Raw genomic sequence first — 24,420 nt, forward strand, 5'->3', positions numbered from 1 at the left:
AGAAATATACTATTAAGCAGGCAAGTCAGGTTTCAATTAATGCTCGCATGTTTAGTAGAAATGCTTTGAATGTAGTAGAAAAACTCAACCGTCATGGCTATGAAGCCTATATTGTCGGCGGTTGTTTGCGTGATATGTTATTGGGCAAACAACCAAAAGATTTTGATGTCGCAACCAATGCTCGCCCCGAGCAAGTACAAGCCATTTTTCTACGTCGTTGTCGTTTGGTGGGACGACGTTTCCGTTTAGCTCATATTATGTTTGGACGAGATATTATTGAAGTGGCTACATTTCGAGCGAGCCACAAAGTTAACCACTCAGATCAGCAAGCCAAACAAAATGATGCTGGTATGCTCTTACGTGATAATGTTTATGGTACATTAGAACAAGATGCCGAACGCCGTGATTTTAGCGTAAATGCCCTTTATTACAGCCCAAAGGATAATGCTATTTATGATTTCTATCATGGTATTGAAGATATCAAAGCGGGTAAACTCCAGTTAATCGGTGAGCCTGTCACTCGTTATCAAGAAGATCCAGTGCGAATGTTACGTGCTATTCGTTTCATGGCAAAATTAGATATGTTTTTAGATGAAGCCAGCGAAACACCAATTGCAAAATTAGCCCCTTTGCTAAAAAACATTCCGCCAGCTCGTTTATTTGATGAAAGTTTAAAATTATTACAAACAGGTTATGGCGAAAAGACTTACCATTTATTGCGTCAATATGGCTTATTTGAACAACTTTTTCCCGCACTTATCCCCTATTTTACCGAAAAAGGCGATAGTTTAGCTGAACGCATGATTATCCATTCACTTAAAGCTACAGACGAACGTATTGCAGATAATTTACGTATCAATCCCGCTTTCTTATTTGCGACATTTTTTTGGTATCCATTGCGTGAAAAAGTGGATATTCTGAAAAATGAGGGCGGCTTAAATAATCATGATGCTTATGCTTTAGCCAGCAATGAGATTATGGATTTATTATGTAGCTCTCTTGCTGTACCACGTCGCAATACAGGTGTTATTCGTGAAATTTGGTTATTACAATTACAACTGACTAAACGCTCAGGCAAATTCCCAGAACGTACCATGCAACATCCAAAATTTCGTGCAGGCTACGATTTATTAGCGATACGTGCTGAAATTGAGGGAGGCGAAAGCATTGAGTTAGCCAAATGGTGGCATGAATATCAATTTAGCAATGCTGAACAGCGAGCTTCTTTAATAAGAGAGCAAAATAAAAACACACCAAAACCCAAAAAACGTTATTATCGCAAACGTTCTCCTAAACAGGCTTAAAAAATGTCAGTCGCTTATATTGCATTAGGTAGTAATTTAAATCAACCCGTGGAACAACTAAACTCTGCAGTTGAAGCTATAATAAATTTACCAACGACACAGGTCTTGGCAGTAAGTTCATTTTATCGTAGTAAACCACTTGGTCCACAGGATCAACCAGACTATGTTAATGCTGTCACCAAAATTGAAACGGAACTAGCACCATTAACCTTACTAGATGCCTTACAACAAATTGAACATGAGCAAGGTCGAATACGTTTACGTCATTGGGGTGAGCGAACCTTGGATTTGGATATATTGCTTTATGATCAACTGGTTATTCACTCGGAACGCTTAACAATTCCTCATTATGATATGCACAATCGAGAATTTGTGATTATACCACTGTATGAAATCTCACCAGAGCTAACCTTACCTTTTGGAATAAAAATATCTGAAGTAAAAAATAAATTTAAAAATCATAAAATGGAGCTTGCAATTAAAAATAAATAGGCTATAATAGCCAACATCTTAAGCAATCCCTAATGCTTAAGGTAGTTTCACTTAGTTTAATTCCAAAACAAGTGAAAATTTTGTTCATAAATCCTAAACATCCCTAATGAAAATGCAACTTTGGTTGCATTTTTTTTATTTAAAATATTGAAAAAATACACCGCAGTTTTTAGATTTCCCCTATAAAAAAACACATAAAAATGCTAAAATATCGCTAATTTTTTCAAATTTATACATATTATGGCATTAATTAGTTTAACCAACGGCTACCTTTCTTTTAGCGATCACCCTTTGCTTGATCATTGCGATCTACATATTGAACCAAACGAGCGTGTTTGTTTAGTAGGACGCAATGGTGCTGGTAAATCTACCCTACTCAAAATTCTGGCTGGCGATACTGTCATGGATGATGGCAAATTGCTATTAAGCCAAGATCTAGTCGTTTCTCGTTTAGAACAAGATCCGCCACGCACAGCAAGTGGTAACGTGTTTGATTATGTGGCAGAGGGAATTGGGCATTTAGCCGATTTATTGAAAGAATATCATCATTTATCTACTCAATTAGAACAGGATTATAGCGAAAGCCTACTCAATCAACTCGCCAACGTGCAAGCTAAATTAGAACACAATAACGGCTGGCAATTTGATAATAAAATCAAGGAAGTGTTAATTAAACTCCAGCTTAATCCTAAAACCAAATTATCGGATTTATCGGGCGGTTGGCTACGCAAAGCTGCATTGGCTCGGGCGTTGGTATGCAATCCTGATGTGTTATTATTAGACGAACCCACCAATCATTTAGATGTAGATGCGATTGAATGGTTAGAAGAATTTTTACTGGAATTTAAAGGCAGTATCGTATTTATTTCTCACGACCGTTCTTTTATTCGCAAAATGGCAACACGTATAGTGGATCTTGACCGAGGAAAACTCGTGTCTTATTCAGGTGATTACGACACTTATCTCACCACCAAAGAAGAAAATCTGCGCGTGGAAGAATTGCAAAATGCCCTATTTGATAAAAAACTCGCTCAAGAAGAAGTCTGGATTCGGCAAGGCATTAAAGCTAGACGTACACGTAATGAAGGACGAGTACGTGCATTAAAAGCCTTACGAGAAGAACGCCGTCAACGCCGAGATCAGCTTGGCACAGCAAAATTACAACTGGATCAATCTAGCCGTTCAGGCAAAATTGTATTTGAACTCGAAAACGCCAATTTTGAGATTGACGGTAAAAAATTGCTCTCCAATTTCAGCACCAATATTATGCGGGGCGATAAAATTGCTTTAGTGGGTGCCAATGGTTGTGGAAAAACGACTTTTATTAAACTATTACTCGAACAACTTAAACCCACTTCAGGAAAAATCCGTTGTGGCACCAAATTAGACATTGCCTATTTTGACCAATATCGGGTGGATCTTGATCCCGAAAAATCTGTTATGGATAATGTCGCAGACGGCAAGCAAGATATTGAAGTCAACGGCATTAAACGCCACGTGTTAGGCTATTTACAAGATTTCTTATTTCCACCCAAACGAGCCATGACCCCTGTCAAAGCCCTGTCAGGCGGTGAACGCAATCGCTTATTGTTGGCAAAATTATTATTAAAGCCGAATAATTTATTAATTCTGGACGAACCAACTAACGATTTAGATGTGGAAACACTTGAATTATTAGAAGAAATTCTCGCTGATTATCAAGGCACGCTACTCATCGTCAGCCACGACCGTCAATTTATTGATAACGTCGCTACCGAATGTTATATGTTTGAAGGCGATGGCGTGTTGAATAAATATGTGGGCGGTTATTTTGATGCCAAACAGCAACAGGCGAATGTGTTGGCTCAAAAAGCCGAAAATGAACCTGTTAAAAAATCTATCTCGCAAAATGAACCAGATAAAAGTGCGGTGCAAAATAGCAAAATTTCAGAAAAAACTCGTACGATAAAATTATCTTATAAAGAACAACGTGAACTAGAACAATTACCGCAACAACTGGAAGAATTAGAACAAAAAATCACCGCACTTCAAGGTGAAGTAAGTAACCCTGAATTTTTCCAACAACCACACGAAACTACCACTGAAAAATTGCAACAGTTGGCTGATTTAGAAAGTGAATTAGAGCTGGCGTTTTTAAGGTGGGAAGAGTTGGAAGAAAAACGTTCTGCCACTCTGCACTAACATATAGTGTTACAAATAGTCTTAATGCTCCACATTCTCTTATAATAGATGCGGAGCATCGTCAATATGCTTAACCCCGTACGCCAGTGTGGGACAATATATCTACAGGCACAACAACAAATAAAACCTATCTAGTCAGCACATTCCCTATCTCCATTTTTGTGATCATCATTCCAAAATCTGCGGTAAAAAATATTGGATTTTTTGAAATGGATATAGATTAATTTGCCCGAGCAAACAGCTTGTCTGTTGGGGAATGATAAATTATAATCTATGGAGAATTTATATATGACAAAAATGGAAAATTGGGACGTTATTGTACAAGATGACGTAAAAAATTGGTTGGCAACATTAGATCTAGATGATGCGAATAAAATATATTCTACAATAGGTATGTTAATGGAGCATGGACATCGTTTAGGTCGTCCTTATGTAGATACGTTACGGCAATCAAAATATCCCAATATGAAAGAATTACGCATACAATCTAAGCTATCAGTTTTTCGTTTATTTTTCATTTTTGATCCCTTAAGGCGAGCGATTATTCTTTGCGGAGGCGATAAAAAAGGCAAAAATGAGAAACTTTTTTATACCACCATGATAGCAAAAGCCGAACAACTTTATGAACTTTATTTAAGCAACTTACAATTGGAGAATAAATAATGGAAGGATTTACTCGCTTAGAAGACATATTAGCTGAAATGCCGATTGAACGCCAAGAAAAAATCAAACAAGAAACTGAACGAATGTTAATGGAGCTTAGACTGGCTGAAATTCGTGAAGAATTGGAACTCTCCCAGCAACAACTTGCCAAAGAACTCAACATTAGCCAACCGTCCGTAGTGGCGATGGAAAAACGGGGTAATGATATTCGCCTTTCGTCTGTGAAACGTTATGTGGAAGCAATGGGTGGAAAACTCAGCTTATCAGTAGCATTGCCTACGGGTAAAACTGTTTCTTTTGCGTTATAATACGCTACCCTGCACTAGCGTACAGGGTTACAAATAGTCTTGATGCTCTGCATCTGCTTATAATAAATGCGAAGCATCGTCAAGATGCTTAACCCCGTACGCCAGTGCGGGTCAATAATAAAGATAACAATATGACCGAAAAACAATACGATTCTATTAACATTCAAGTCCTTAAAGGGCTGGAGCCTGTACAGGTTCGCCCTGGTATGTACACCGATACCACTCGCCCTAACCATTTAGGGCAAGAAGTCATTGACAACAGTGTGGACGAAGCCCTAGCGGGTTATGCCAACAAAATTGAAGTGATTTTACACAAAGATCAATCCCTTGAAGTCACCGATAACGGTCGGGGTATGCCTGTGGATATGCACCCTACCGAAAAAATGTCAGGTGTCGAAGTCATTTTGACCAAATTACACGCTGGCGGTAAATTTTCCAATAAAAATTATGAATTCTCAGGCGGTTTGCACGGTGTTGGCATTTCTGTAGTGAATGCCCTTTCCGAACGAGTTGATGTCACCATTAAACGCAACGGCGAAGTACATCATATTGCATTTGAGAACGGCGAAAAAGTCAAAGAACTTGAAGTAGTTGGTAGTTGTGGTCGGCGAAATACAGGTACAACGGTACATTTTAAACCGAATCCCAAATATTTTGATAGTGATAAATTTTCCGTATCTCGCTTACGTCATTTATTACGAGCCAAAGCAGTACTTTGCTCAGGGCTTGAAATTAAATTTATCGATGAAGTCAATGGCACCGAAGATAGTTGGCTTTATCAAGATGGTTTATCTGATTATTTAAGCGAAGCCGTCAATGGTCTTACTACCCTGCCTGAAATGCCGTTTGTTGGTGAATTTAAAGGCAATTCCGAAGCGGTTTCTTGGGCATTATTATGGCTGCCCGAAGGTGGCGAATTACTGAGTGAAAGCTACGTGAATTTAATTCCTACTGTTCTAGGTGGCACCCATGTCAATGGCTTGCGTCAAGGCTTGCTTGATGCAATGCGTGAATTCTGTGAATTTCACAATCTATTACCACGTAATATCAAACTTACCGCTGATGATTTGTGGGATCGTTGTGCGTATGTACTGTCGCTTAAAATGCACGATCCTCAATTTTCAGGACAAACCAAAGAACGGCTTTCTTCTCGTCAAAGTGCGGTGTTTATCGGCGGTGTGGTGAAAGATGCCTTTAGCCTTTGGTTAAATAATAATGTTGAACAAGCCAAAGCGTTGGCGGAAATGGCAATTAGTTCGGCACAAAAACGATTAAATGCAGCCAAAAAAGTAGTACGTAAGAAACTTACTTCAGGACCTGCTCTACCAGGAAAATTAGCAGATTGCTCACAACAGGACTTAGATCACACAGAATTGTTTTTAGTGGAGGGTGATTCTGCTGGCGGTTCAGCCAAACAAGCTCGTAATCGGGATTATCAAGCAATTTTGCCATTGCGAGGGAAAATTTTAAATACTTGGGAAGTGGCATCAGATCAGGTGTTAGGCTCAGAAGAAGTGCATAATATTGCGGTAGCACTAGGGATCGATCCTGATAGTGATGACTTAACTCAACTACGCTATGGCAAAGTATGTATTTTGGCTGATGCGGATAGTGATGGTTTGCATATTGCTACTCTACTCTGTGCTTTATTCTTACGTCATTTTCCAAAGTTAGTCGAAAAAGGTCATGTTTTCGTGGCAATGCCTCCGCTATATCGCATCGACTTAGGTAAAGAAGTTTATTATGCCCTTGATGAAAGCGAAAAAGACGGTATTTTAGATAGGCTTAAAGGAAAACGAGGGCAATTAAATGTTCAGCGGTTCAAAGGGTTAGGGGAAATGAATCCAAGCCAATTACGAGAAACCACCATGGATCCGAATACTCGCCGCTTGGTACAGTTAACCTACCAAGATGAAAGCGAAAGTGCGGTGCAAAATTCTCAAGAAATTGTGAGTAAAACTAGCGAAATTTTACCCAATGATACGTTTGAATTAATGGATATGTTACTCAATAAAAAACGAGCAGATGATCGCAAAAACTGGTTACAAACCAAAGGCGATCAAGTAGATTTATCAGTTTAAGAAACAAGAAATATGAGCGAAATTAACTACGAGGGCATTGAACAAATGCCACTGCGGACTTTCACTGAAAGTGCCTATTTAAATTATTCCATGTATGTCATTATGGATCGTGCCTTACCTTTTATTGGGGACGGTCTAAAACCTGTACAACGCCGTATTATTTATTCCATGTCTGAACTCGGCTTAAACGCCAGTGCAAAATATAAAAAATCTGCTCGCACCGTGGGAGACGTGTTGGGTAAATTCCACCCACATGGCGACAGTGCCTGTTATGAAGCCATGGTATTAATGGCACAACCCTTTTCTTACCGCTATCCTTTAGTCGATGGGCAAGGAAACTGGGGTGCAGCCGATGATCCAAAATCCTTTGCCGCCATGCGTTATACGGAATCTCGTTTATCCAAAATCTCAGAAATGTTGCTCGGTGAATTAGGACAAGGTACGGTAGATTATCAACCGAATTTTGATGGCACCCTGCAAGAACCACAATATTTGCCTGCTCGCCTACCGCATATTTTACTAAACGGTACAACAGGGATCGCTGTCGGTATGGCAACGGATATTCCACCACATAATATCAATGAAATTGCCGATGCTTGTGTCATGTTATTAGATAATCCTAAAGCAACACTAGATGATTTATTAAGCATTGTGCAAGGTCCAGACTTCCCGACCGAGGCAGAAATTATTACCCCAAAAGCAGATATTCGCAAGATTTATGAACAAGGGCGTGGTTCAATTAAAATGCGTGCAGCATGGACAAAAGAAGATGGTGAAATTATTATTACGGCTGTTCCACATCAATCCTCGCCCACTAAAATTCAGGCTCAAATTGCCGAACAAATGAATAGCAAAAAATTGCCTATGTTGGAAGATATGCGTGATGAAGCGGATCAAGATAATCCAGTGCGAATCGTATTAGTGCCACGCTCTAATCGTGTTGATGTTGATGCGGTAATGGCTCATTTATTTGCGACCACTGATTTGGAGAGATCTTATCGAGTCAATATGAATATGATCGGGCTGGATCACAAACCCGCCGTGAAAGGCTTAGTCACAATATTGACTGAATGGTTACAATTCCGCCGTACTACGGTTACTCGCCGTTTGCATCATCGTTTGGATAAAATATTGGCTCGTTTACATATTTTAGAAGGCTTGATGATTGCTTACTTAAATATTGACGAAGTGATTGAAATTATCCGCCATGAAGATGAACCAAAAGCAGAATTAATGACTCGCTTTAATTTAACAGATGAACAAGCAGAAGCCATTTTAAATTTACGTTTACGCCATTTAGCCAAATTAGAAGAACAGGAATTGCAAGCGGAGCAAAATAAACTTGAAGAAGAACGTTCACAGTTAGAAACCTTACTTAGTTCTGAACGCCGTTTAAATAGCTTAATCAAAAAAGAAATTCAACAAGATGCAAAAACTTACGCCAGCCCACGCCGTTCTCCATTAATTGAACGAGCAGAAGCTAAAGCTATTTCAGAAACTGAAATGTTACCAGCCGAAGCAGTAACAGTGATTCTCTCTGAAATGGGATGGGTCCGTTGTGCCAAAGGTCACGAGATTGATGTGACAGGGTTAAACTATAAAGCAGGTGATAAATATCTTGACCATGCTCAAGGTAAGAGCAACCAACCAGCGGTATTTATTGATAGCACGGGACGCAGTTATGCACTTGATCCATTGAGTTTACCGTCCGCTCGCTCACAAGGTGAACCACTCACTGGTAAACTAGCGTTACCGACAGGGGCGAATGTAGTACAAGTGTTAATTGAAAATAATGATCAGGCTTTGTTAATGTCTTCCAGTGCTGGTTATGGTTTCATTTGTCAATTTGAAGACTTGGTGGCACGTAATAAAGCAGGCAAAGCTGTGATTAGCTTACCTGAAAATGCCAATGTGTTACCAACCAAAATTTTGCCAAAAAACACCGCACTTTTAGTCGCATTAACGCAAGCTGGACGAATGTTAATTTTCCCTGTCGCTGATTTACCACAATTAGCAAAAGGAAAAGGCAATAAAATTGTCACCATATCTTCAGCGGATCTAAAAGCAGGTAAAGACAGCCTAATAAAATTACTGTTAATTTCCGAACAAGCCAGCCTTGTATTCCATTCAGGTAAACGGAAAATCACCCTTAAACCAGAAGATTTACAAAAATTCCGTGCAGAACGAGGTCGAAAAGGTTCAAGTTTACCGCGAGGCTTACATAGTGGTGTGGAAATTGAAGTCATTGAACCCGTAGAATAATATAAAATCAAAAATAGGAGAAAATTTCTCCTATTTCTATTTTGAAAACAAGCGAATATGTTTTAAAATAACATATCACTCTATTTTACGTTTTCAACTTATGAAACTGAATTTTCCAACAATACTAACGATTTTCCGAGTCATATTGATTCCATTTTTTGTCATTGCGTTCTATTTACCCGCACACTGGACAAATATTGTTACCACTGTAATCTTTTTTATTGCCTCTATCACTGATTTATTTGACGGCTATTTAGCTCGAAAATGGAAACAAACGACTCGTTTCGGTGCATTCTTAGACCCAGTCGCAGATAAAGTAATTGTTTCTGCTGCTTTGATTTTGATTGTAGAATATTACCACGCTTTCTGGATCACGATTCCTGCCATTGTGGTCATCTCAAGAGAAATCATTGTTTCCGCCTTACGCGAATGGATGGCTGAAGTCGGTAGCCGTGCCAAAGTAGCTGTTTCTTGGATTGGCAAAGTTAAAACTACCTCTCAAATGCTATCACTTGGCGGATTACTATGGCGTTATAACGAATTAATGGAATATGCTGCTATTGCTCTGCTTTATGTCGCTGCAATTTTGACTATTTGGTCAATGTTGCAATATTTAAATGCAGCTAAAGAGCCATTATTACGAAATCATAGTGATGAATAATTCCTCATCACTATATTAAACCATAGTCTTAATAGCAAATACGTCCAACAATAACGAGATAATGCCTATTTAAAAGGATATTTCCCACATATTCCATAATGAGAAAATTTCCCAAAAAATAACCGCACTTTAATCCTAAAATGCGGTTATATTGCAAATATTTTTACAGCAAAATTATAGTGCTTTCAAAATATCTTCCACACGTTCTTTCGCATCACCAAACAACATTTGGGTATTTTCTTTAAAGAACAATGGATTTTGTACGCCTGCGTAACCGACCGCCATAGAGCGTTTGAACACAATTACGTTTTGGGCTTTCCACACTTCCAATACTGGCATGCCTGCAATCGGGCTATTTGGATCGTCTAATGCAGCAGGGTTAACTGTATCATTTGCACCAATCACTAATACCACGTCTGTATCTGGGAAATCTTCGTTAATTTCGTCCATTTCCAATACTACATCATAAGGCACTTTGGCTTCCGCTAATAATACGTTCATGTGACCTGGTAAACGTCCAGCCACAGGGTGAATACCGAAACGTACGTTAATACCACGTTCACGTAATTTTGCCGTAATATCTGCCACTGGATATTGTGCTTGAGCGACTGCCATGCCATATCCTGGGGTGATAATCACAGAACTCGCATTTTTCAATAATTCTGCCACTTCTTCTGCGGTCGTTTCACGATGCTCACCTTGTTCTTCATCAGAACTTGCCACTACGTCATTACCAAAACCACCAGCAATAACACTAATAAATGAGCGGTTCATGGCTTTACACATAATATAAGAAAGGATTGCACCAGACGAACCTACCAACGCACCAGTGACGATTAATAAGTCGTTGTTCAACATAAAGCCTGCTGCCGCTGCTGCCCAACCTGAATAAGAGTTCAACATTGACACAACCACTGGCATATCTGCACCACCGATAGATGCCACTAAATGCCAACCGAATGCAAGAGCAATCGCTGTCATTAATAACACTGGGAAAATGCTTTCAGGCGAATTTAAGAATGACACCATTAATAAGGCTGATACCACAAGAGCCGCTAAATTTAATTTATGACGATGTGGTAACATTAAGGCTTTAGAATTAATAATGCCACGTAATTTACCAAATGCCACAATAGAACCAGTGAATGTTACAGCACCAATAAAGATACCTAAAAAGACTTCCACATTATGAATATTAGCAAGGACTTCTTGTTCTGCTAAGAATGCTGCTTTTGCCGTTTCTAGGGCTTCTGGGCTGGTAAATGTCATGCCTTCTGGTGCCACAAATTCTGGCTGAATATGCAAACCAAAACTATTAAAGCCGACTAAAACTGCCGCTAAACCCACAAAACTATGCAGCATTGCGACTAATTCTGGCATTTCTGTCATTTCCACTTTTAATGCACGATGAATACCCAGAATTGCACCGATAATCATAGCAATAATGATCCAGAATTGACCTTCTGTAGCGGGTCCGAAAATCGTTGCCACTAAAGCAATCGTCATACCAACGATGCCGTACCAACACCCTGCTTTTGCTGTTTCATGTTTAGAAAGACCAGCCAAGCTCATAATGAAAAGTAATGCCGACACAATATATGCCGCTTGTACTAAACCTAATGACATTGTCGTACTCCTTAACCTTTTCTAAACATGGCAAGCATACGTTGGGTGACTTTGAATCCCCCGAAAATATTGATGCTTGCAACCAAAATGGCAATAAATGCTAATATGCTGACAAAGAAACTTCCTTGTGCAATTTGCAATACTGCCCCGACAATAATAATACCTGAAATTGCATTAGTCACCGCCATTAATGGGGTATGCAATGCGTGGCTGACGTTCCAAACTACATAATAACCCACTACACAGGCTAATACGAATACCGTGAAGTGCGATAAGAATGCGGTAGGTGTCACAGACGCTAACCATAAGAATAAGCAAACTACCGCCGCCATTACGCCGTATTTAACTCGTGGATCCGCTGGTTTCGCTTCTTTTTTCGCAACAGGGGCTGCCGCTTGTTTTTGCGGTTGAGCAGACACTTGAATTGGTGGTGCTGGCCAAGTAATTTCGCCATCACGAATCACGGTCACACCACGCAATACCACATCTTCAAAATTAATATCAATTTGACCATCTTTATTTGGTGCTAATAATTTCAATAAATTAACTAAGTTAGTACCATAAAGTTGGGAGGATTGGGTTGGTAAACGAGCTGGGAAGTCGGTATAACCAATCACTTTCACTTGATTATCGGTAACAAAAATTTCGCCTGCTTTAGTGTATTCGCAGTTACCGCCAGTCGCTGCGGCTAAATCCACAATCACCGAACCTGGTTTCATGGAATCGACCATTTGTTTAGTAATCAAACGTGGTGCTGGTTTGCCTGGAATAGCCGCTGTCGTAATAATAATATCGACTTCTTTGGCTTGAGCGGCGTAAAGTTCCATCGCACGACGGTTAAATTCTTCTGACATCACTTTCGCATAACCGTCACCAGAACCACCTTCTTCTTCAAAATCAATTTCTAAGAAGTCTGCACCCATTGATTTAACTTGCTCTTTTACTTCTGGACGACTATCAAAAGCACGTACAATCGCACCAAGACTATTGGCTGCACCGATAGCAGCAAGACCTGCAACACCTGCACCGATAACTAAGACTTTAGCTGGTGGTACTTTACCCGCAGCAGTAATTTGCCCAGTAAAGAAACTGCCAAAAGAATTAGCCGCTTCGATAACTGCACGATAACCAGAAATATTAGCCATAGATGATAACGCATCTAAAGCTTGAGCTCGTGAAATACGAGGTACAGAATCCATGGCTAATACATTAATTTTCTTTTCAGATAATTTTTGCATTAATTCAGGATTTTGGGCTGGCCAAATAAAACTTACTAAGGTTGCCCCTTGTTTAATTAAAGCAATTTCAGCATCAGTCGGAGCATTTACTTTAAAAATTAAATCCGCATTCCAAACATCTTGAGCAGATCCAACTTTTGCCCCAACATCTATAAAGGCTTGATCTTCAAAACTGGCTTTAAAACCTGCATCGTGTTCTACGATCACATCAAAGCCGAGTTTCTGAATTTGCTGAACCGTCTTTGGCGTTGCCGCCACACGACTTTCATTATCAAGCAGTTCTCTAGGTACACCAATCAACATAATGTTTCCTTCAAATCGGTTGATTACAAATAAAATGGATAATCAAGGATTATCCAACCCGTCAATATGACAAAAAGTCAAACTGCACTAACTCTACCCTAAATAAGGAAAAATTAAAAAGGATTTTTAGCGGTAAAAATCAATTAATTTAATAGATCTAAATTTTTGTCTAAAAAATACCGCACTTTGCATTATTTTTAACAAAGTGCGGTATTTTTTTCATTATTTTTTAGATTAGCGTTCGTTATGGATTTCTAAATTCGCCGCATCTTTCTCACGTTTTGTTTTCGCTTTATCATTGCGTTTTTCGGCGATCTTATCTAAATATTCAGGTGTAATATCACCTGTAATATATCTACCAGTAAAAACCGAGGCATCAAATTCTCGAATACTTGGATTTTCTTGCTGAACCGAAATTTGTAGTGCTTCAAGATCTTGGAAAATTAACCGATCAACCCCAATTAATGTTGCAATTTCATCGACATTACGCCCATACGCAATCAATTCATTCTTAGTTGGCATATCAATACCATAGACATTTGGATAACGAATTTCTGGTGCAGCGGAGGCAAAATAAATTTTATTAGCCCCAGCGGAACGAGCCATATCAACAATTTGTTCAGAAGTCGTGCCTCGCACAATAGAATCATCGACTAAAAGCACATTTTTACCTTTAAATTCTGCCGAAATCGTATTTAATTTACGGCGAACTGCACTGACTCGTTGGGTCTGCCCTGGCATAATAAAAGTACGCCCCACATAACGATTCTTAACAAAGCCTTGACGATAAGGCTTATTTAAAACATGAGCAATTCGCAAAGCAATATCATTAGAGGTTTCAGGTACAGGAATCACGACATCAATATCCACATCTTTCCATTCACGTGCTATTTTTTGCCCTAAACGCTCTCCCATGTGTACCCGTGCCGCATACACAGAAACCCCGTCAATGGTACTATCAGGACGAGCAAAATACACATATTCAAAAATACAAGGCGTGAGCTTGGTATGTTCCGCACAAATATCAGAATACAGTTCCCCCTCAAAGGTCACATAAATTGCTTCACCCGGTTTAACATCACGTACAAACTCAAAACCTACTGTATCCAATGCCACGGTTTCAGAAGCAAACATATATTCCAATTTGCCATTTTCTTCACGTTTGCCTAGAACCAATGGACGAATCCCATTCGGATCACGAAATGCTACTAAGCCGTGCCCAATAATCATGGCGACACAGGCATAAGCCCCTCGAATATCTTTATTGGTTGCTCGAATGGCAGCAAACACATCTTGTGGTGCAAGGATTTCTTTATCAATTTGATCAATGTGGTAGGCAAGAATATTTAGTAGGGCTTCAGAATCAGAGTTGGTATTAACATGACGGCGAGCTAATTTATATAGTTTCTCTTTCAGTTCATCAGAATTTGTCAGATTACCATTATGGACTAAGGCTAAACCATACGGAGAATTTACATAAAAGGGTTGAGCTTCAGATACATTGGAACTACCTGCGGTTGGATAACGCACATGCCCTATGCCTGAATTTCCCTGCAAACGTTGCATGTGTATTTGTTGAAATACATCACTCACTAAGCCATTCGCTTTACGCAGACGGAAACAGTTTTCATCATCGACAGTCACAATCCCTGTCGCATCTTGCCCTCGGTGCTGTAACACCATCAACGCATCATAAATTGACTGATTAACAAGACTGTGAGAAACAATACCGACTATACCACACATTGTTAGGATCCTTTTATTTAACTGAAGTTAAGGTTGAATTTAAAAAACTGGAATTTGCCTGTAATTGTTGGAAAAACCATTCCACCACAAAACCAAAGTGCGGTATTAATTGGGAAGATTTCCATGCTTCACTTTGCTCAAAGTTGGTAAACGTATCCACAAAAAACAATAAAGCCGCAACAATTAACACACCCCGTAAAAAACCGAAACAAGCTCCCAATACTCTATCAGTGCCAGATAAGCCTGTTTTATCCACTAGCTGGGAAATGACATAATTTACAATGCCTCCGACAATTAACGTTAACACAAATAACACGCCAATAGCCACGCCATTACGGATATATTCAGATTCAATTTGGGTTAATAAATTGGCTAAATAAGGATAAAATTGACTGGCTACGATAAATGCAATAATCCAACTGGCTAAAGAAAGGACTTCTCGAACAAATCCACGCAATAAACTCACAATCACGGAAAATACAATAATACCAATAATAATATAATCAATAACCGACATAATCATCTCAAGAATAGGAAAAATAACGCTGGCTATTCTACCGAAAAATCATCGAAAAGAAAACGATTGCTTTAATATTTAGAGATCTTGCCAGAACTCATCGGATAAATGTTGATTGGCTTTGTTTAATAAAAAGGCTAAATCTTGATAAGTAGGATTTTTCGGTAATGGTAAGGCTATCCCTTTTTTCTCAAGCTGTTCAGAAATTTGCTGAAATTTCACCGCGGTTTGCTTAGGCAATGTTGTTTGGGAACGTTTGCCTAGCCAATATAAACCTTGTAACGGTATGCAAAGGGCAAATAATGCCGTTAGCACGGCTGCCGCTAACCCAACGTGGCTATGTGGCACGAAAAATTGTTGCCAGACGATAGCGAACACAGCGATAAAAGGCATTAGGGTTTGAGCAAATTTAGTGGCTTTAATAATGCGGTTTTCGGGGAATATTTGGTTGAGTTTTGGGTGGAGAATCCAAGTTTTTTGGTAGGTTTGACCTTGTTGTAGTGTTTTGAATAATGTCATTTTTTTCTTTTTATTACAATCTTTTGTTGTTTTTAAATCGGGTTTCGCCGATGGCGACTTACTTTTTCTTTACTCGTGTAAAGAAAAAGTAAGCAAAAAGAAAACACGCCCCAACTTTGCCTTGTTTCCTGAAAATAGTTTAATTTGCTTAACGGAAAATGGCTGAACTCGCTTCGCTCAAACAGACGCATTTCCCTACAAATTAAACTATTTTCAGGCGGCAAACATGGGGACCCCATTTTGTTAGAGTATTATTTTATTTTTTCCGCTCAACCCAATGCTTACCATCAAAATCAACAATCCATTTAGTCTGCTTCCCATTTACTTCCGATGTCACATATTGGCGTTTTTCCTTACGACTAAACCGCACAATCGCATCATTGCCATCTGGATCTTTCGCTGGTGCATCTGCTAAATATTTCAACTTGTCGGGTAAACGATCACGATATAAGGCTAATTCGGCGACCTTTGGTGCTCTTGTTTCACGAGATTTCGGGAAATTATGTGCTGACATAAATACCCCACTTGCACCATCACGCAATACAAAATAAGCATCAGATTTTTCACATTTCAATTCAGGGAAATGAGTAGGTTCTTCTTTCGGTGGAGCCACATCGCCATTTTTTAGAATTTTTCGGGTGTTATCACATTGGGTACAAGCCATATATTTACCAAAACGACCTAATTTTAAGTGCATATCTGCACCACATTTGTCGCATTCAACTACTGGACCATCGTAGCCTTTGATTTTGAAACTACCCTGCTCAATAATATAACCATCACAATTTGGGTTGTTACCACAAATATGTAATTTACGCTGCGGATCAATTAAATAACTATCCATTGCGGAATCACATTTCGGACAACGTTTACGAGCAATCAAGGCTTTAGCTTCACTTTCGCTATCTAACACGTTTAATAATTCAGCTTCTGGAATTAAATTCACGGTGGTTTTACAACGTTCTTTTGGTGATAAAGCATAACCAGTACAACCTAAAAATACCCCCGTACTTGCGGTACGAATTGCCATTTTACGCCCACAGGTTGGACAAACAATATCCGTTTCCACTAAGCTATTCGGTTTCATTCCCCCCTCAAGCTCATTTAATTCCGCCGTGCTTAATTGTTCAGAGAAATCTTTAAAGAATTGATTTAACTCTGTTTTCCAGTTTTTGTTACCACTCGCAATTTGATCTAATACATCTTCCATATTTGCTGTGAAATCATAATTCATCAATTCACTGAAAGATTGATTTAAACGATCGGTAACAATTTCCCCCATTTTTTCGGCATAAAAACGGCGGTTCTCGGTACGAACATAGCCACGCTCTTGAATAGTAGAAATAATCGTGGCATAAGTGGAAGGACGACCAATACCTCGTTTTTCTAACTCTTTCACTAAAGACGCTTCCGTAAAACGAGCTGGTGGTTTAGTAAAATGCTGACTTGGTAACACCTCGTTTAATTTAAGCTTATCTTGCACATTCACCGCTGGTAATTCTTGATCCTCTGGTGATTTAGCTAATTGTGGTAAAACCTTTGTCCAACCATCAAAACGTAAAATTCGCCCTTTTGCCTTTAATTCATAATCCCCCGCCGTTACGGTTAATGTAGTGCTGTCATATTGAGCTTGTGGCATTTGACAAGCCACAAATTGTCGCCAAATTAAATCATATAAACGTTCAGCATCTTTTTCCATACCTGATAAATGAGTGGCTAATACATTTACATCAGAGGGGCGAATTGCTTCGTGTGCTTCTTGAGCATTATCTTTACTTGAATAGAAATTCGGCTTGCTTGGTAAATAATTTTCGCCAAACTGATTTTCAATATAATGACGCACCATATTTAACGCATCTTGGCTTAAATTCGTGCTATCAGTACGCATATAAGTAATGTAACCTGCTTCATACAAGCGTTGTGCCAACATCATGGTTTTTTTGACGCTAAAATTCAGTCTGGTACTGGCTGATTGTTGTAACGTGGAAGTAATAAATGGCGGTCGTGCTTTTGATGTAGTCGGTTTGGTTTCTAAATCAGATACAATAAATTCAGATTTTTGTAAAAAATCCACCGCACTTTGTGCTTGCTGCTCATTTTTCGGTTCAAATTTTTTATCTTTAAGTGCGGTGACATCTAAACGAATTTTTTGTTTTTTTGCCGTTTGTGTATCCACGGCAACTTGCCAAAATTCCTCAGGCAAAAATGCCTTGATCTCTCGTTCACGTTCTACTAATAATTTCACCGCGACTGATTGGACACGACCCGCAGATAAACCACGTGCTACTTTTTTCCAAAGCAATGGTGATACCATAAAGCCTACTACACGATCTAAAAAGCGACGTGTTTGTTGAGCATTTACTCGGTCTAAATTTAAATGTTCTGGCTTCTCAAAGGCTTGTTTAATCGCATTCTTGGTAATCTCATTAAATACCACTCGACTAAAACGTTCATCATTCCCCCCAATAACTTCACGTAAATGCCACGCAATCGCCTCTCCCTCTCTATCTAAGTCGGTAGCGAGATAAATGTGATCCGCTTTTTTGGCGAGAGATTTTAATTCTGCTACCACTTTTTCCTTACCTGGTAAAATCTGATAATTCGCTTTCCAACCATGATAAGGGTCAATCCCCATACGTTTAACTAAAGCGGTTTGTTCTTTTTCAGCCTTAACACTCGCTTTTTCTTCAGCACTTAATCCTTTTGTCGAAATCGGTTTTGCTTTTTCGCCTGTACTCGTCCCTGCCATGGGCAAATCACGGATATGTCCAACACTGGATTTTACCACATAGTTACTACCCAAATATTTATTAATAGTTTTCGCTTTGGCTGGCGATTCCACAATAACTAACGATTTACTCATATTTAAATACCTAATTTTTTATATTTTGTGTAAAATCTTTTTTTATATTGCCTAAGGAATGGTTATTAGGTCAACAATTTTTTTTCAAAAGGATGTTAAATGGATAAACTAAATGCAATTTCCGTCTTTTGTAAGGTGATTGAAACCCAAAGTTTTACTCAAACTGCACAACTGGAAAATATTTCCGTTGCCATGGCAAGTAAATTAGTGGCTCAACTTGAAGAACACTTACAAACGAGATTATTACACCGCACTACTCGAAAAATCTCTCCCACTGAAGCTGGGTTAGTCTATTACCAACATTGTCAGCCTATATTGGCTGAATTAAATGAAGCTGATGCCAGTATTAGTGATTTATCTTCTTCACTACAAGGAAATTTGTTAGTTTCCGTGCCAATGGATTTTGGTTTACGTTTTATCAGCCCTAATTTAGCCGAATTTGCTAAAGCTAATCCCAACTTGCATATTGAAATAGATTTTAGCGATCGCCGTGTTGATTTAATGTCCGAGGGCTATGATGTTGCTTTACGCATCGGTAACTTACAAGACAGTTCTTTAGTTGCGAAAAAACTTGCCACCACCACAATGCACTTTGTTGCATCACCAGATTATATTGCAAAACATGGCAAACCCAAAACCCCAACAGATCTGCAACATCATGATTGTTTATTATATAAAGCCTCTGGTAATCAAATTTACTGGGAATTCACTCATTGTGACGGTAAGATTCAGCGGATTAAAATGCACTCAAAACTGGTTTCTAATAACGGCTTAACCTTAGTTGAAATGGCAAAAGCTGGGGTAGGCATTATTAATCAACCCTATTTTCTGATTGAACAAGATTTAACCTCAGGAAAATTAGTGGAATTACTAACCGATTACAAACAACAAACGATAGATTTACATGCGATCTATCCACACCGCCGATATTTAAGTGCTAAGGTCAAGGCTTTTATTAATTTTTTACAAAGTTTAGATTTAGGTAAACACCGCTAAATTTAAGCAAATTTTGCCCAAATTGGCATAACATTATCTGGTAAAGTTAGGGATTTGCCTAACTCAATCCAAGAACAAGGAAAATGAAAATCTGATCCGACAGATGCCAATAAATTGTATTCTACTGCCCAACGTGCCACTAATTGACGTTGGTTTGGTAATTGTCCGCAACCTGCCACTTCAATCCCATCACCTTGCCATTGAGCGAAATCCATCACCAATTTTTTAATCCAACTATTCGTCATATTATAACGCAATGGATGAGCCAACACCGCTAATCCACCAGCTTGATGAATCACCTTAATCGCAGTAGCAATATCGACCCAATCGGCTTTTACATAAGCAGGTTTACCTGCCGACAGATAACGCTTAAAAGCCTGCGTATCGTTTGATACTTTACCTATCTGCACCAAGAATCTAGCATAATGCGCTCGTGTGACTTCTCCACTGGCTAACGCTTTTGCACCTTGATAGGCATCAGCAATACCAAGCAACTCAAGTTTTTCACCAATTTGTATGGCACGTTGTAAACGTAATTCTGCTTGTTGAGCTAAAAGTGCGGTCATTTCTGATGAATTTTGATCAAAATCTAACCCCACAATATGAACTCCCCGATTGCCACCTTGCCCAGTCCAAATAGTCGAAATTTCTACCCCATTAATCAACTGAATGCCTTGCTTATGGCTTTCCGCTCTGGCTTCATCTAACCCTGCAATACTATCATGATCACATATCGCTAACACATTCACACCTTTTTCAACGGCTCGTTGTACTAGCTCTGTTGGACTTAATACACCGTCTGATGCGGTGCTATGACAATGTAAATCGTAAATTTCGCTCATTATTCTCTCTTTAAAGAGAAAAGTGCGGTCAAATTTTACCGCACTTTCCCATGATATTATTTTATTGCTTGAACCAAATCCTTGACCAATTTCGGTCCATGATAAACTAAGCCAGAATAGAGTTGCAATAAACTCGCTCCCGCTGCTATTTTTTGCTGTGCATTCTGAATTGAATCAATACCTCCGCTCCCAATGATCGGTATTTCACCTTGTAATTCTTGCTGTAAACGGCGAATAATTGCTGTGCTTTTATGTTGTAATGGTTTACCACTTAATCCACCAATTTCTTGTGAATGCTTTAATCCTGTGACATTATCTCGAGCAATGGTAGTGTTAGTGGCAATTACACCATCCATCTTATGACGGCGTAAGGTATCAGCAATTTGCACTAATTCATTTTCAGTTAAATCAGGTGCAATTTTCACCACAACAGGCACATATTTATTATACTGTTCAGATAGAATCAGTTGTCTAGCTTTAATGCTTTGTAATAGATCATCTAACGCATCACCATATTGTAATTGACGTAAATCAGGCGTATTCGGTGATGAAATATTAACCGTAATATAATCCGCATAATTATAGGCTTTATTTAAGCAAAAAATATAATCATCTTTGCCTTTTTCAAGTGGTGTGATTTTATTTTTACCGATATTAATCCCTAATACCCCATTAAACTGGGATTTTTTTACATTTTCGATTAAATGATCAATGCCTTTATTATTAAAACCGTTACGATTAATAATTCCTTCCGCTTCAACTAAACGAAATTGACGTGGTTTTGCATTACCATCTTGTGCCAACGGTGTGACAGTTCCAACTTCAATAAAACCAAAACCCAAAGCTGCAAAGCCGTCAATGGCTTCACCATCTTTATCGACTCCAGCGGCTAACCCAATCGGATTTTTAAATTTGATGCCCATGACATTTTTTTCTGTACCTTGTGGACAAGCTAGCAGATTTTTAACGACGCCATTCAATATGGGCTTTCCAGCTAAATGCAAAGTTGAGATAGTGAAATCATGTGCCGTTTCAGGTTGTAAACAAAATAGGACTTTGCGGATAAGTGGGTAAAACATAATACAATTTCTCATTTTATAAATAATAGGGGTAGATCACATTCTACCCCCTATAAAATCATTTTAGCTATTCAACGCTTTTTCAATTTTCTCATATAAATCTCGAGAAAGATTTTCCACTTCAAATAAACGTTGTAACGCTCGTTTCATTAATTGTTGACGTTGACTATCATAACGTCTAAAACGAATTAACGGTTCAATTAAACGTGCACCGACTTGCGGATTACTTTTATTCAAACTAATCAAGATTTCCGTTAAGAAACGATAACCCGAGCCATCTACCGCATGAAATGCTCTTGGATTTTGGTTAATAAAGCTACCAACTAATGCACGCAAGCGGTTTGGATTATTAAAGTTAAAACTTGGATGATCCATTAATTGCTGTACATTTAATAGTACATTTTCATCAGGTCTGGTGGCTTGCAAAGCAAACCATTTATCCATCACTAACCCATCTTGGTGCCATTTTTGTTCAAAATCAGTCATTAAATTATCTCGACAAATTAATTGAGCTTTACAAGCAGAATTTAACGCTGCAAGGCAATCCGTCATATTGTTCGCATACAAATAATGCTTATTCACCATTGTATTACCCAATTCTGTAAAGGCTAGATAGTGCAGACACAGATTGCGTAAACCACGTTTTGCAATATCTTGGGTATTCACTTGATAATCGTCCAAAGAAATTTGATTATAGGTGTCAAGCCACTGTGTTTTGAGGCTTTCTGCCAAGGTACGCTGCATAAAATCACGCACAATAGCGATCCCCTCAGGATCAATTACCTTAAATTGTTCAGCAAATTCTGTTTCTTTTGGTAAGGTGAGTATTAACGTGGTTAATTCAATATTACTTTGATAATTTGCCAATACCTGAGAAAGTGCGGTTAAAATTTGTGGAGAAAATTCTAGTGGTTGAGCATTTTTATACTGTTCTAATAAACGACGTAATTCAAAGCTAAATAACATTTGCACTGAATCCCAACGCACAAATTCGTTTTGAGCAAATTTCAATAACGTCATTAATTGTTCAGCTGTATAGTCATAATCTAATTTCACTGGTGCAGAAAAATCGCATAATAACGCTGGCACAGGGCGACTGGTAATATCATGAAATTCAAACACTTGATCGTTTTCAGTAATATTTAATACTTCATCCACTAATTCACCATTTTTCAATAAAGTAAATGGTATGCCTTTTTGATTATACAGAGCAATTTTTAATGGAATATGCAGGTTCACTTTACTCATTTGATCGGCAGTTGGTGGTGTCATTTGTGACACGATTAATTTATAGCTATGTTTTTTCTCATCATAGCTATCGGTGATGGTTAATTCAGGAGTACCTGATTGACTATACCAACGGCGGAATTGTGTTAAGTCCACGCCTGAGGCACGTTCCATGGCAGAAACAAAATCTTCGCAAGTAACTGCTTTACCATCATTTTCTGCAATATAAAGCTGCATACCTTTTTGGAAACGTTTTTCACCCAGTAAGGTGTGCATCATTCGGATCACTTCTGCCCCTTTTTCATACACCGTTACAGTATAGAAATTATTCATTTCTAAGACTTTTTCAGGGCGAATTGGATGCGACATTGGGCTTGCATCTTCGGCAAATTGATGTGTGCGTAAAAATTGTACATTATTAATTCGATTCACTGCTCGTGAACCCGTATCAGACGAAAATTCTTGATCACGGAAAACCGTTAAGCCTTCTTTTAAACTCAACTGGAACCAATCTCGACAGGTCACACGATTACCAGTCCAGTTGTGGAAATATTCGTGAGCGATTACACGTTCTACATCTAAATAATCGGTATCTGTGGCAGTTTGTGGATTGGCTAACACAAATTTCGAGTTAAATATATTCAAGCCTTTATTTTCCATTGCTCCCATATTAAAGAAGTCCACCGCAACAATCATATAAATATCTAAATCATATTCTAAGCCAAAACGATCTTCGTCCCATTTCATGGCTTTTTTCAGGCTTTGCATCGCCCAATCCGCTCGATTTAAATTGCCTCGATCCACATATAATTCTAACAGCACATTACGACCGCTTTTGGTCACAAAGTTATCTTGTAATAAATCAAAATCCCCTGCCACTAAGGCGAATAAGTAACACGGTTTAGGGAATGGATCTTGCCATTGCACCCAGTGGCGACCGTCATCTAAATCCCCTTGAGCTAAACGGTTACCATTGGATAATAAATATGGATATTTGCTTTTATCCGCAGTAATTGTGACATCGTAACGAGCCAATACATCTGGACGATCAAGCATATAAGTAATTTGACGAAATCCTTCAGCTTCACATTGCGTACAAATGCCATCACCCGATTGATATAACCCTTGTAATGAAGTATTCTCCGCTGGCACAAGATAAGTAACAATTTCTAATTCAAATTGATCCGCACTTTGTTCTTCTGCTAAATTTAATGTCAGGCTATCTTTATCTTGTTGATACGCAGTAAAATCTACCCCATTTAATTTGATAGATGCAAATTGAAAACTATTCCCATCTAAACGTAAACTCGTGGCTTCTGGATTTAAGCGCTTGACTTGAGTAATTGCTTTTACTACGGTATGCGTTGGATCGAGTTGAAAATCAAGAGAAATGTGCGTAATAGTAAAGTCTGGTGTACGATAATTTTTTCTGTATTTAGCTTGCATAAGAATATCCAAATAAGGCAAATATAAAGATTATATAATTAATATGGTAAATTTGCGTAACTTACC

At 38.6% G+C, this 24,420-nt stretch carries 18 protein-coding genes; 9 read left to right on the top strand and 9 right to left on the bottom strand.

Annotated elements, in window-relative coordinates:
• Positions 1 to 47 precede the first annotated feature (47 nt).
• The 8 genes from pcnB (at position 48) to pgsA (ending at position 9,952) form a co-directional block, all read left to right on the top strand.
• A complete protein-coding gene (gene pcnB / locus O1Q81_RS07490; RefSeq protein ID WP_386696864.1) occupies positions 48 to 1,304 on the top strand; it encodes a polynucleotide adenylyltransferase PcnB in 1,257 nt (418 codons plus the stop codon).
• A gap of 3 nt (positions 1,305 to 1,307) precedes the next feature.
• A complete protein-coding gene (folK, locus tag O1Q81_RS07495; RefSeq protein WP_386696866.1) occupies positions 1,308 to 1,796 on the top strand; it encodes a 2-amino-4-hydroxy-6-hydroxymethyldihydropteridine diphosphokinase in 489 nt (162 codons plus the stop codon).
• 240 nt (positions 1,797 to 2,036) lie between these two features.
• A complete protein-coding gene (locus O1Q81_RS07500; RefSeq protein ID WP_386696868.1) occupies positions 2,037 to 3,977 on the top strand; it encodes an ABC transporter ATP-binding protein in 1,941 nt (646 codons plus the stop codon).
• 288 nt (positions 3,978 to 4,265) lie between these two features.
• Positions 4,266 to 4,640 (top strand): type II toxin-antitoxin system RelE/ParE family toxin, encoded by a 375-nt coding sequence (locus tag O1Q81_RS07505; protein WP_386696870.1) that lies wholly within the window; start codon positions 4,266 to 4,268, stop codon positions 4,638 to 4,640.
• Positions 4,640 to 4,948 (top strand): helix-turn-helix domain-containing protein, encoded by a 309-nt coding sequence (locus O1Q81_RS07510; protein WP_386694103.1) that lies wholly within the window; start codon positions 4,640 to 4,642, stop codon positions 4,946 to 4,948. The genes O1Q81_RS07505 and O1Q81_RS07510 overlap by 1 nt, the downstream gene beginning before the upstream one ends.
• 131 nt (positions 4,949 to 5,079) lie before the next feature.
• Entirely contained in the window at positions 5,080 to 7,029 is a 1,950-nt protein-coding gene (gene parE / locus O1Q81_RS07515; protein WP_386694106.1) for a DNA topoisomerase IV subunit B, read from the top strand.
• A gap of 12 nt (positions 7,030 to 7,041) precedes the next feature.
• Positions 7,042 to 9,291: a DNA topoisomerase IV subunit A gene (gene parC / locus O1Q81_RS07520; protein ID WP_386696872.1), complete on the top strand. Its 2,250-nt coding sequence runs from the start codon at positions 7,042 to 7,044 to the stop codon at positions 9,289 to 9,291.
• 100 nt (positions 9,292 to 9,391) lie between these two features.
• Complete coding sequence (pgsA, locus tag O1Q81_RS07525; protein WP_386696874.1) at positions 9,392 to 9,952, top strand: CDP-diacylglycerol--glycerol-3-phosphate 3-phosphatidyltransferase; 561 nt, start codon at positions 9,392 to 9,394, stop codon at positions 9,950 to 9,952.
• 174 nt (positions 9,953 to 10,126) lie between these two features.
• Here pgsA and pntB read toward each other — a convergent pair whose 3' ends face one another.
• The 6 genes from pntB to topA form a co-directional block, all read right to left on the bottom strand.
• On the bottom strand, positions 10,127 to 11,578 hold the full coding sequence (gene pntB, locus O1Q81_RS07530) for a Re/Si-specific NAD(P)(+) transhydrogenase subunit beta (protein ID WP_386686497.1): 1,452 nt from the start codon (positions 11,576 to 11,578) through the stop codon (positions 10,127 to 10,129).
• 11 nt (positions 11,579 to 11,589) lie between these two features.
• Entirely contained in the window at positions 11,590 to 13,119 is a 1,530-nt protein-coding gene (pntA, locus tag O1Q81_RS07535; RefSeq protein ID WP_386686500.1) for a Re/Si-specific NAD(P)(+) transhydrogenase subunit alpha, read from the bottom strand.
• Between the two features lie 234 nt (positions 13,120 to 13,353).
• Positions 13,354 to 14,865 (bottom strand): amidophosphoribosyltransferase, encoded by a 1,512-nt coding sequence (gene purF / locus O1Q81_RS07540; RefSeq protein WP_386686503.1) that lies wholly within the window; start codon positions 14,863 to 14,865, stop codon positions 13,354 to 13,356.
• Positions 14,866 to 14,878: 13 nt separating this feature from the next.
• Positions 14,879 to 15,382 (bottom strand): CvpA family protein, encoded by a 504-nt coding sequence (locus O1Q81_RS07545; protein WP_386696876.1) that lies wholly within the window; start codon positions 15,380 to 15,382, stop codon positions 14,879 to 14,881.
• Positions 15,383 to 15,460: 78 nt separating this feature from the next.
• The gene (gene yfbV / locus O1Q81_RS07550) at positions 15,461 to 15,901 is read right to left on the bottom strand and encodes a terminus macrodomain insulation protein YfbV (protein WP_386686507.1); all 441 of its coding nucleotides are present in this window, start codon (positions 15,899 to 15,901) and stop codon (positions 15,461 to 15,463) included.
• A gap of 256 nt (positions 15,902 to 16,157) precedes the next feature.
• On the bottom strand, positions 16,158 to 18,764 hold the full coding sequence (topA, locus tag O1Q81_RS07555) for a type I DNA topoisomerase (protein WP_386696877.1): 2,607 nt from the start codon (positions 18,762 to 18,764) through the stop codon (positions 16,158 to 16,160).
• Positions 18,765 to 18,863: 99 nt separating this feature from the next.
• On the opposite strand from topA, the gene O1Q81_RS07560 reads away from it, so the two are divergent.
• On the top strand, positions 18,864 to 19,760 hold the full coding sequence (locus O1Q81_RS07560; protein WP_386694117.1) for a LysR family transcriptional regulator: 897 nt from the start codon (positions 18,864 to 18,866) through the stop codon (positions 19,758 to 19,760).
• 2 nt (positions 19,761 to 19,762) lie between these two features.
• Here the strand turns inward: O1Q81_RS07560 and O1Q81_RS07565 are convergent, their stop codons facing one another.
• From O1Q81_RS07565 to pepN, 3 genes are all read right to left on the bottom strand, one after another.
• Positions 19,763 to 20,602, bottom strand: a complete 840-nt coding sequence (locus O1Q81_RS07565) for a PHP domain-containing protein (RefSeq protein ID WP_386696879.1) — start codon at positions 20,600 to 20,602, stop codon at positions 19,763 to 19,765.
• Between the two features lie 56 nt (positions 20,603 to 20,658).
• On the bottom strand, positions 20,659 to 21,681 hold the full coding sequence (gene pyrD / locus O1Q81_RS07570; protein WP_386696881.1) for a quinone-dependent dihydroorotate dehydrogenase: 1,023 nt from the start codon (positions 21,679 to 21,681) through the stop codon (positions 20,659 to 20,661).
• Positions 21,682 to 21,744: 63 nt separating this feature from the next.
• On the bottom strand, positions 21,745 to 24,360 hold the full coding sequence (gene pepN / locus O1Q81_RS07575; protein ID WP_386698627.1) for an aminopeptidase N: 2,616 nt from the start codon (positions 24,358 to 24,360) through the stop codon (positions 21,745 to 21,747).
• Between the last annotated feature and the right edge of the window lie 60 nt (positions 24,361 to 24,420).

This window comes from Lonepinella sp. MS14436, assembly GCF_042470565.1.
GTDB lineage: Bacteria > Pseudomonadota > Gammaproteobacteria > Enterobacterales > Pasteurellaceae > Lonepinella.

Excerpts from the sequence above, each read along its gene's own strand:
- pcnB (WP_386696864.1), top strand. The coding sequence starts at position 48 with ATGTTTAGTAGAAATGCTTTGAATGTAGTAGAAAAACTCAACCGTCAT.
- folK (WP_386696866.1), top strand. The coding sequence starts at position 1,308 with ATGTCAGTCGCTTATATTGCATTAGGTAGTAATTTAAATCAACCCGTG.
- O1Q81_RS07500 (WP_386696868.1), top strand. The coding sequence starts at position 2,037 with ATGGCATTAATTAGTTTAACCAACGGCTACCTTTCTTTTAGCGATCAC.
- O1Q81_RS07505 (WP_386696870.1), top strand. The coding sequence starts at position 4,266 with ATGACAAAAATGGAAAATTGGGACGTTATTGTACAAGATGACGTAAAA.
- O1Q81_RS07510 (WP_386694103.1), top strand. The coding sequence starts at position 4,640 with ATGGAAGGATTTACTCGCTTAGAAGACATATTAGCTGAAATGCCGATT.
- parE (WP_386694106.1), top strand. The coding sequence starts at position 5,080 with ATGACCGAAAAACAATACGATTCTATTAACATTCAAGTCCTTAAAGGG.
- parC (WP_386696872.1), top strand. The coding sequence starts at position 7,042 with ATGAGCGAAATTAACTACGAGGGCATTGAACAAATGCCACTGCGGACT.
- pgsA (WP_386696874.1), top strand. The coding sequence starts at position 9,392 with ATGAAACTGAATTTTCCAACAATACTAACGATTTTCCGAGTCATATTG.
- pntB (WP_386686497.1), bottom strand. The coding sequence starts at position 11,578 with ATGTCATTAGGTTTAGTACAAGCGGCATATATTGTGTCGGCATTACTT.
- pntA (WP_386686500.1), bottom strand. The coding sequence starts at position 13,119 with ATGTTGATTGGTGTACCTAGAGAACTGCTTGATAATGAAAGTCGTGTG.
- purF (WP_386686503.1), bottom strand. The coding sequence starts at position 14,865 with ATGTGTGGTATAGTCGGTATTGTTTCTCACAGTCTTGTTAATCAGTCA.
- O1Q81_RS07545 (WP_386696876.1), bottom strand. The coding sequence starts at position 15,382 with ATGTCGGTTATTGATTATATTATTATTGGTATTATTGTATTTTCCGTG.
- yfbV (WP_386686507.1), bottom strand. The coding sequence starts at position 15,901 with ATGACATTATTCAAAACACTACAACAAGGTCAAACCTACCAAAAAACT.
- topA (WP_386696877.1), bottom strand. The coding sequence starts at position 18,764 with ATGAGTAAATCGTTAGTTATTGTGGAATCGCCAGCCAAAGCGAAAACT.
- O1Q81_RS07560 (WP_386694117.1), top strand. The coding sequence starts at position 18,864 with ATGGATAAACTAAATGCAATTTCCGTCTTTTGTAAGGTGATTGAAACC.
- O1Q81_RS07565 (WP_386696879.1), bottom strand. The coding sequence starts at position 20,602 with ATGAGCGAAATTTACGATTTACATTGTCATAGCACCGCATCAGACGGT.
- pyrD (WP_386696881.1), bottom strand. The coding sequence starts at position 21,681 with ATGTTTTACCCACTTATCCGCAAAGTCCTATTTTGTTTACAACCTGAA.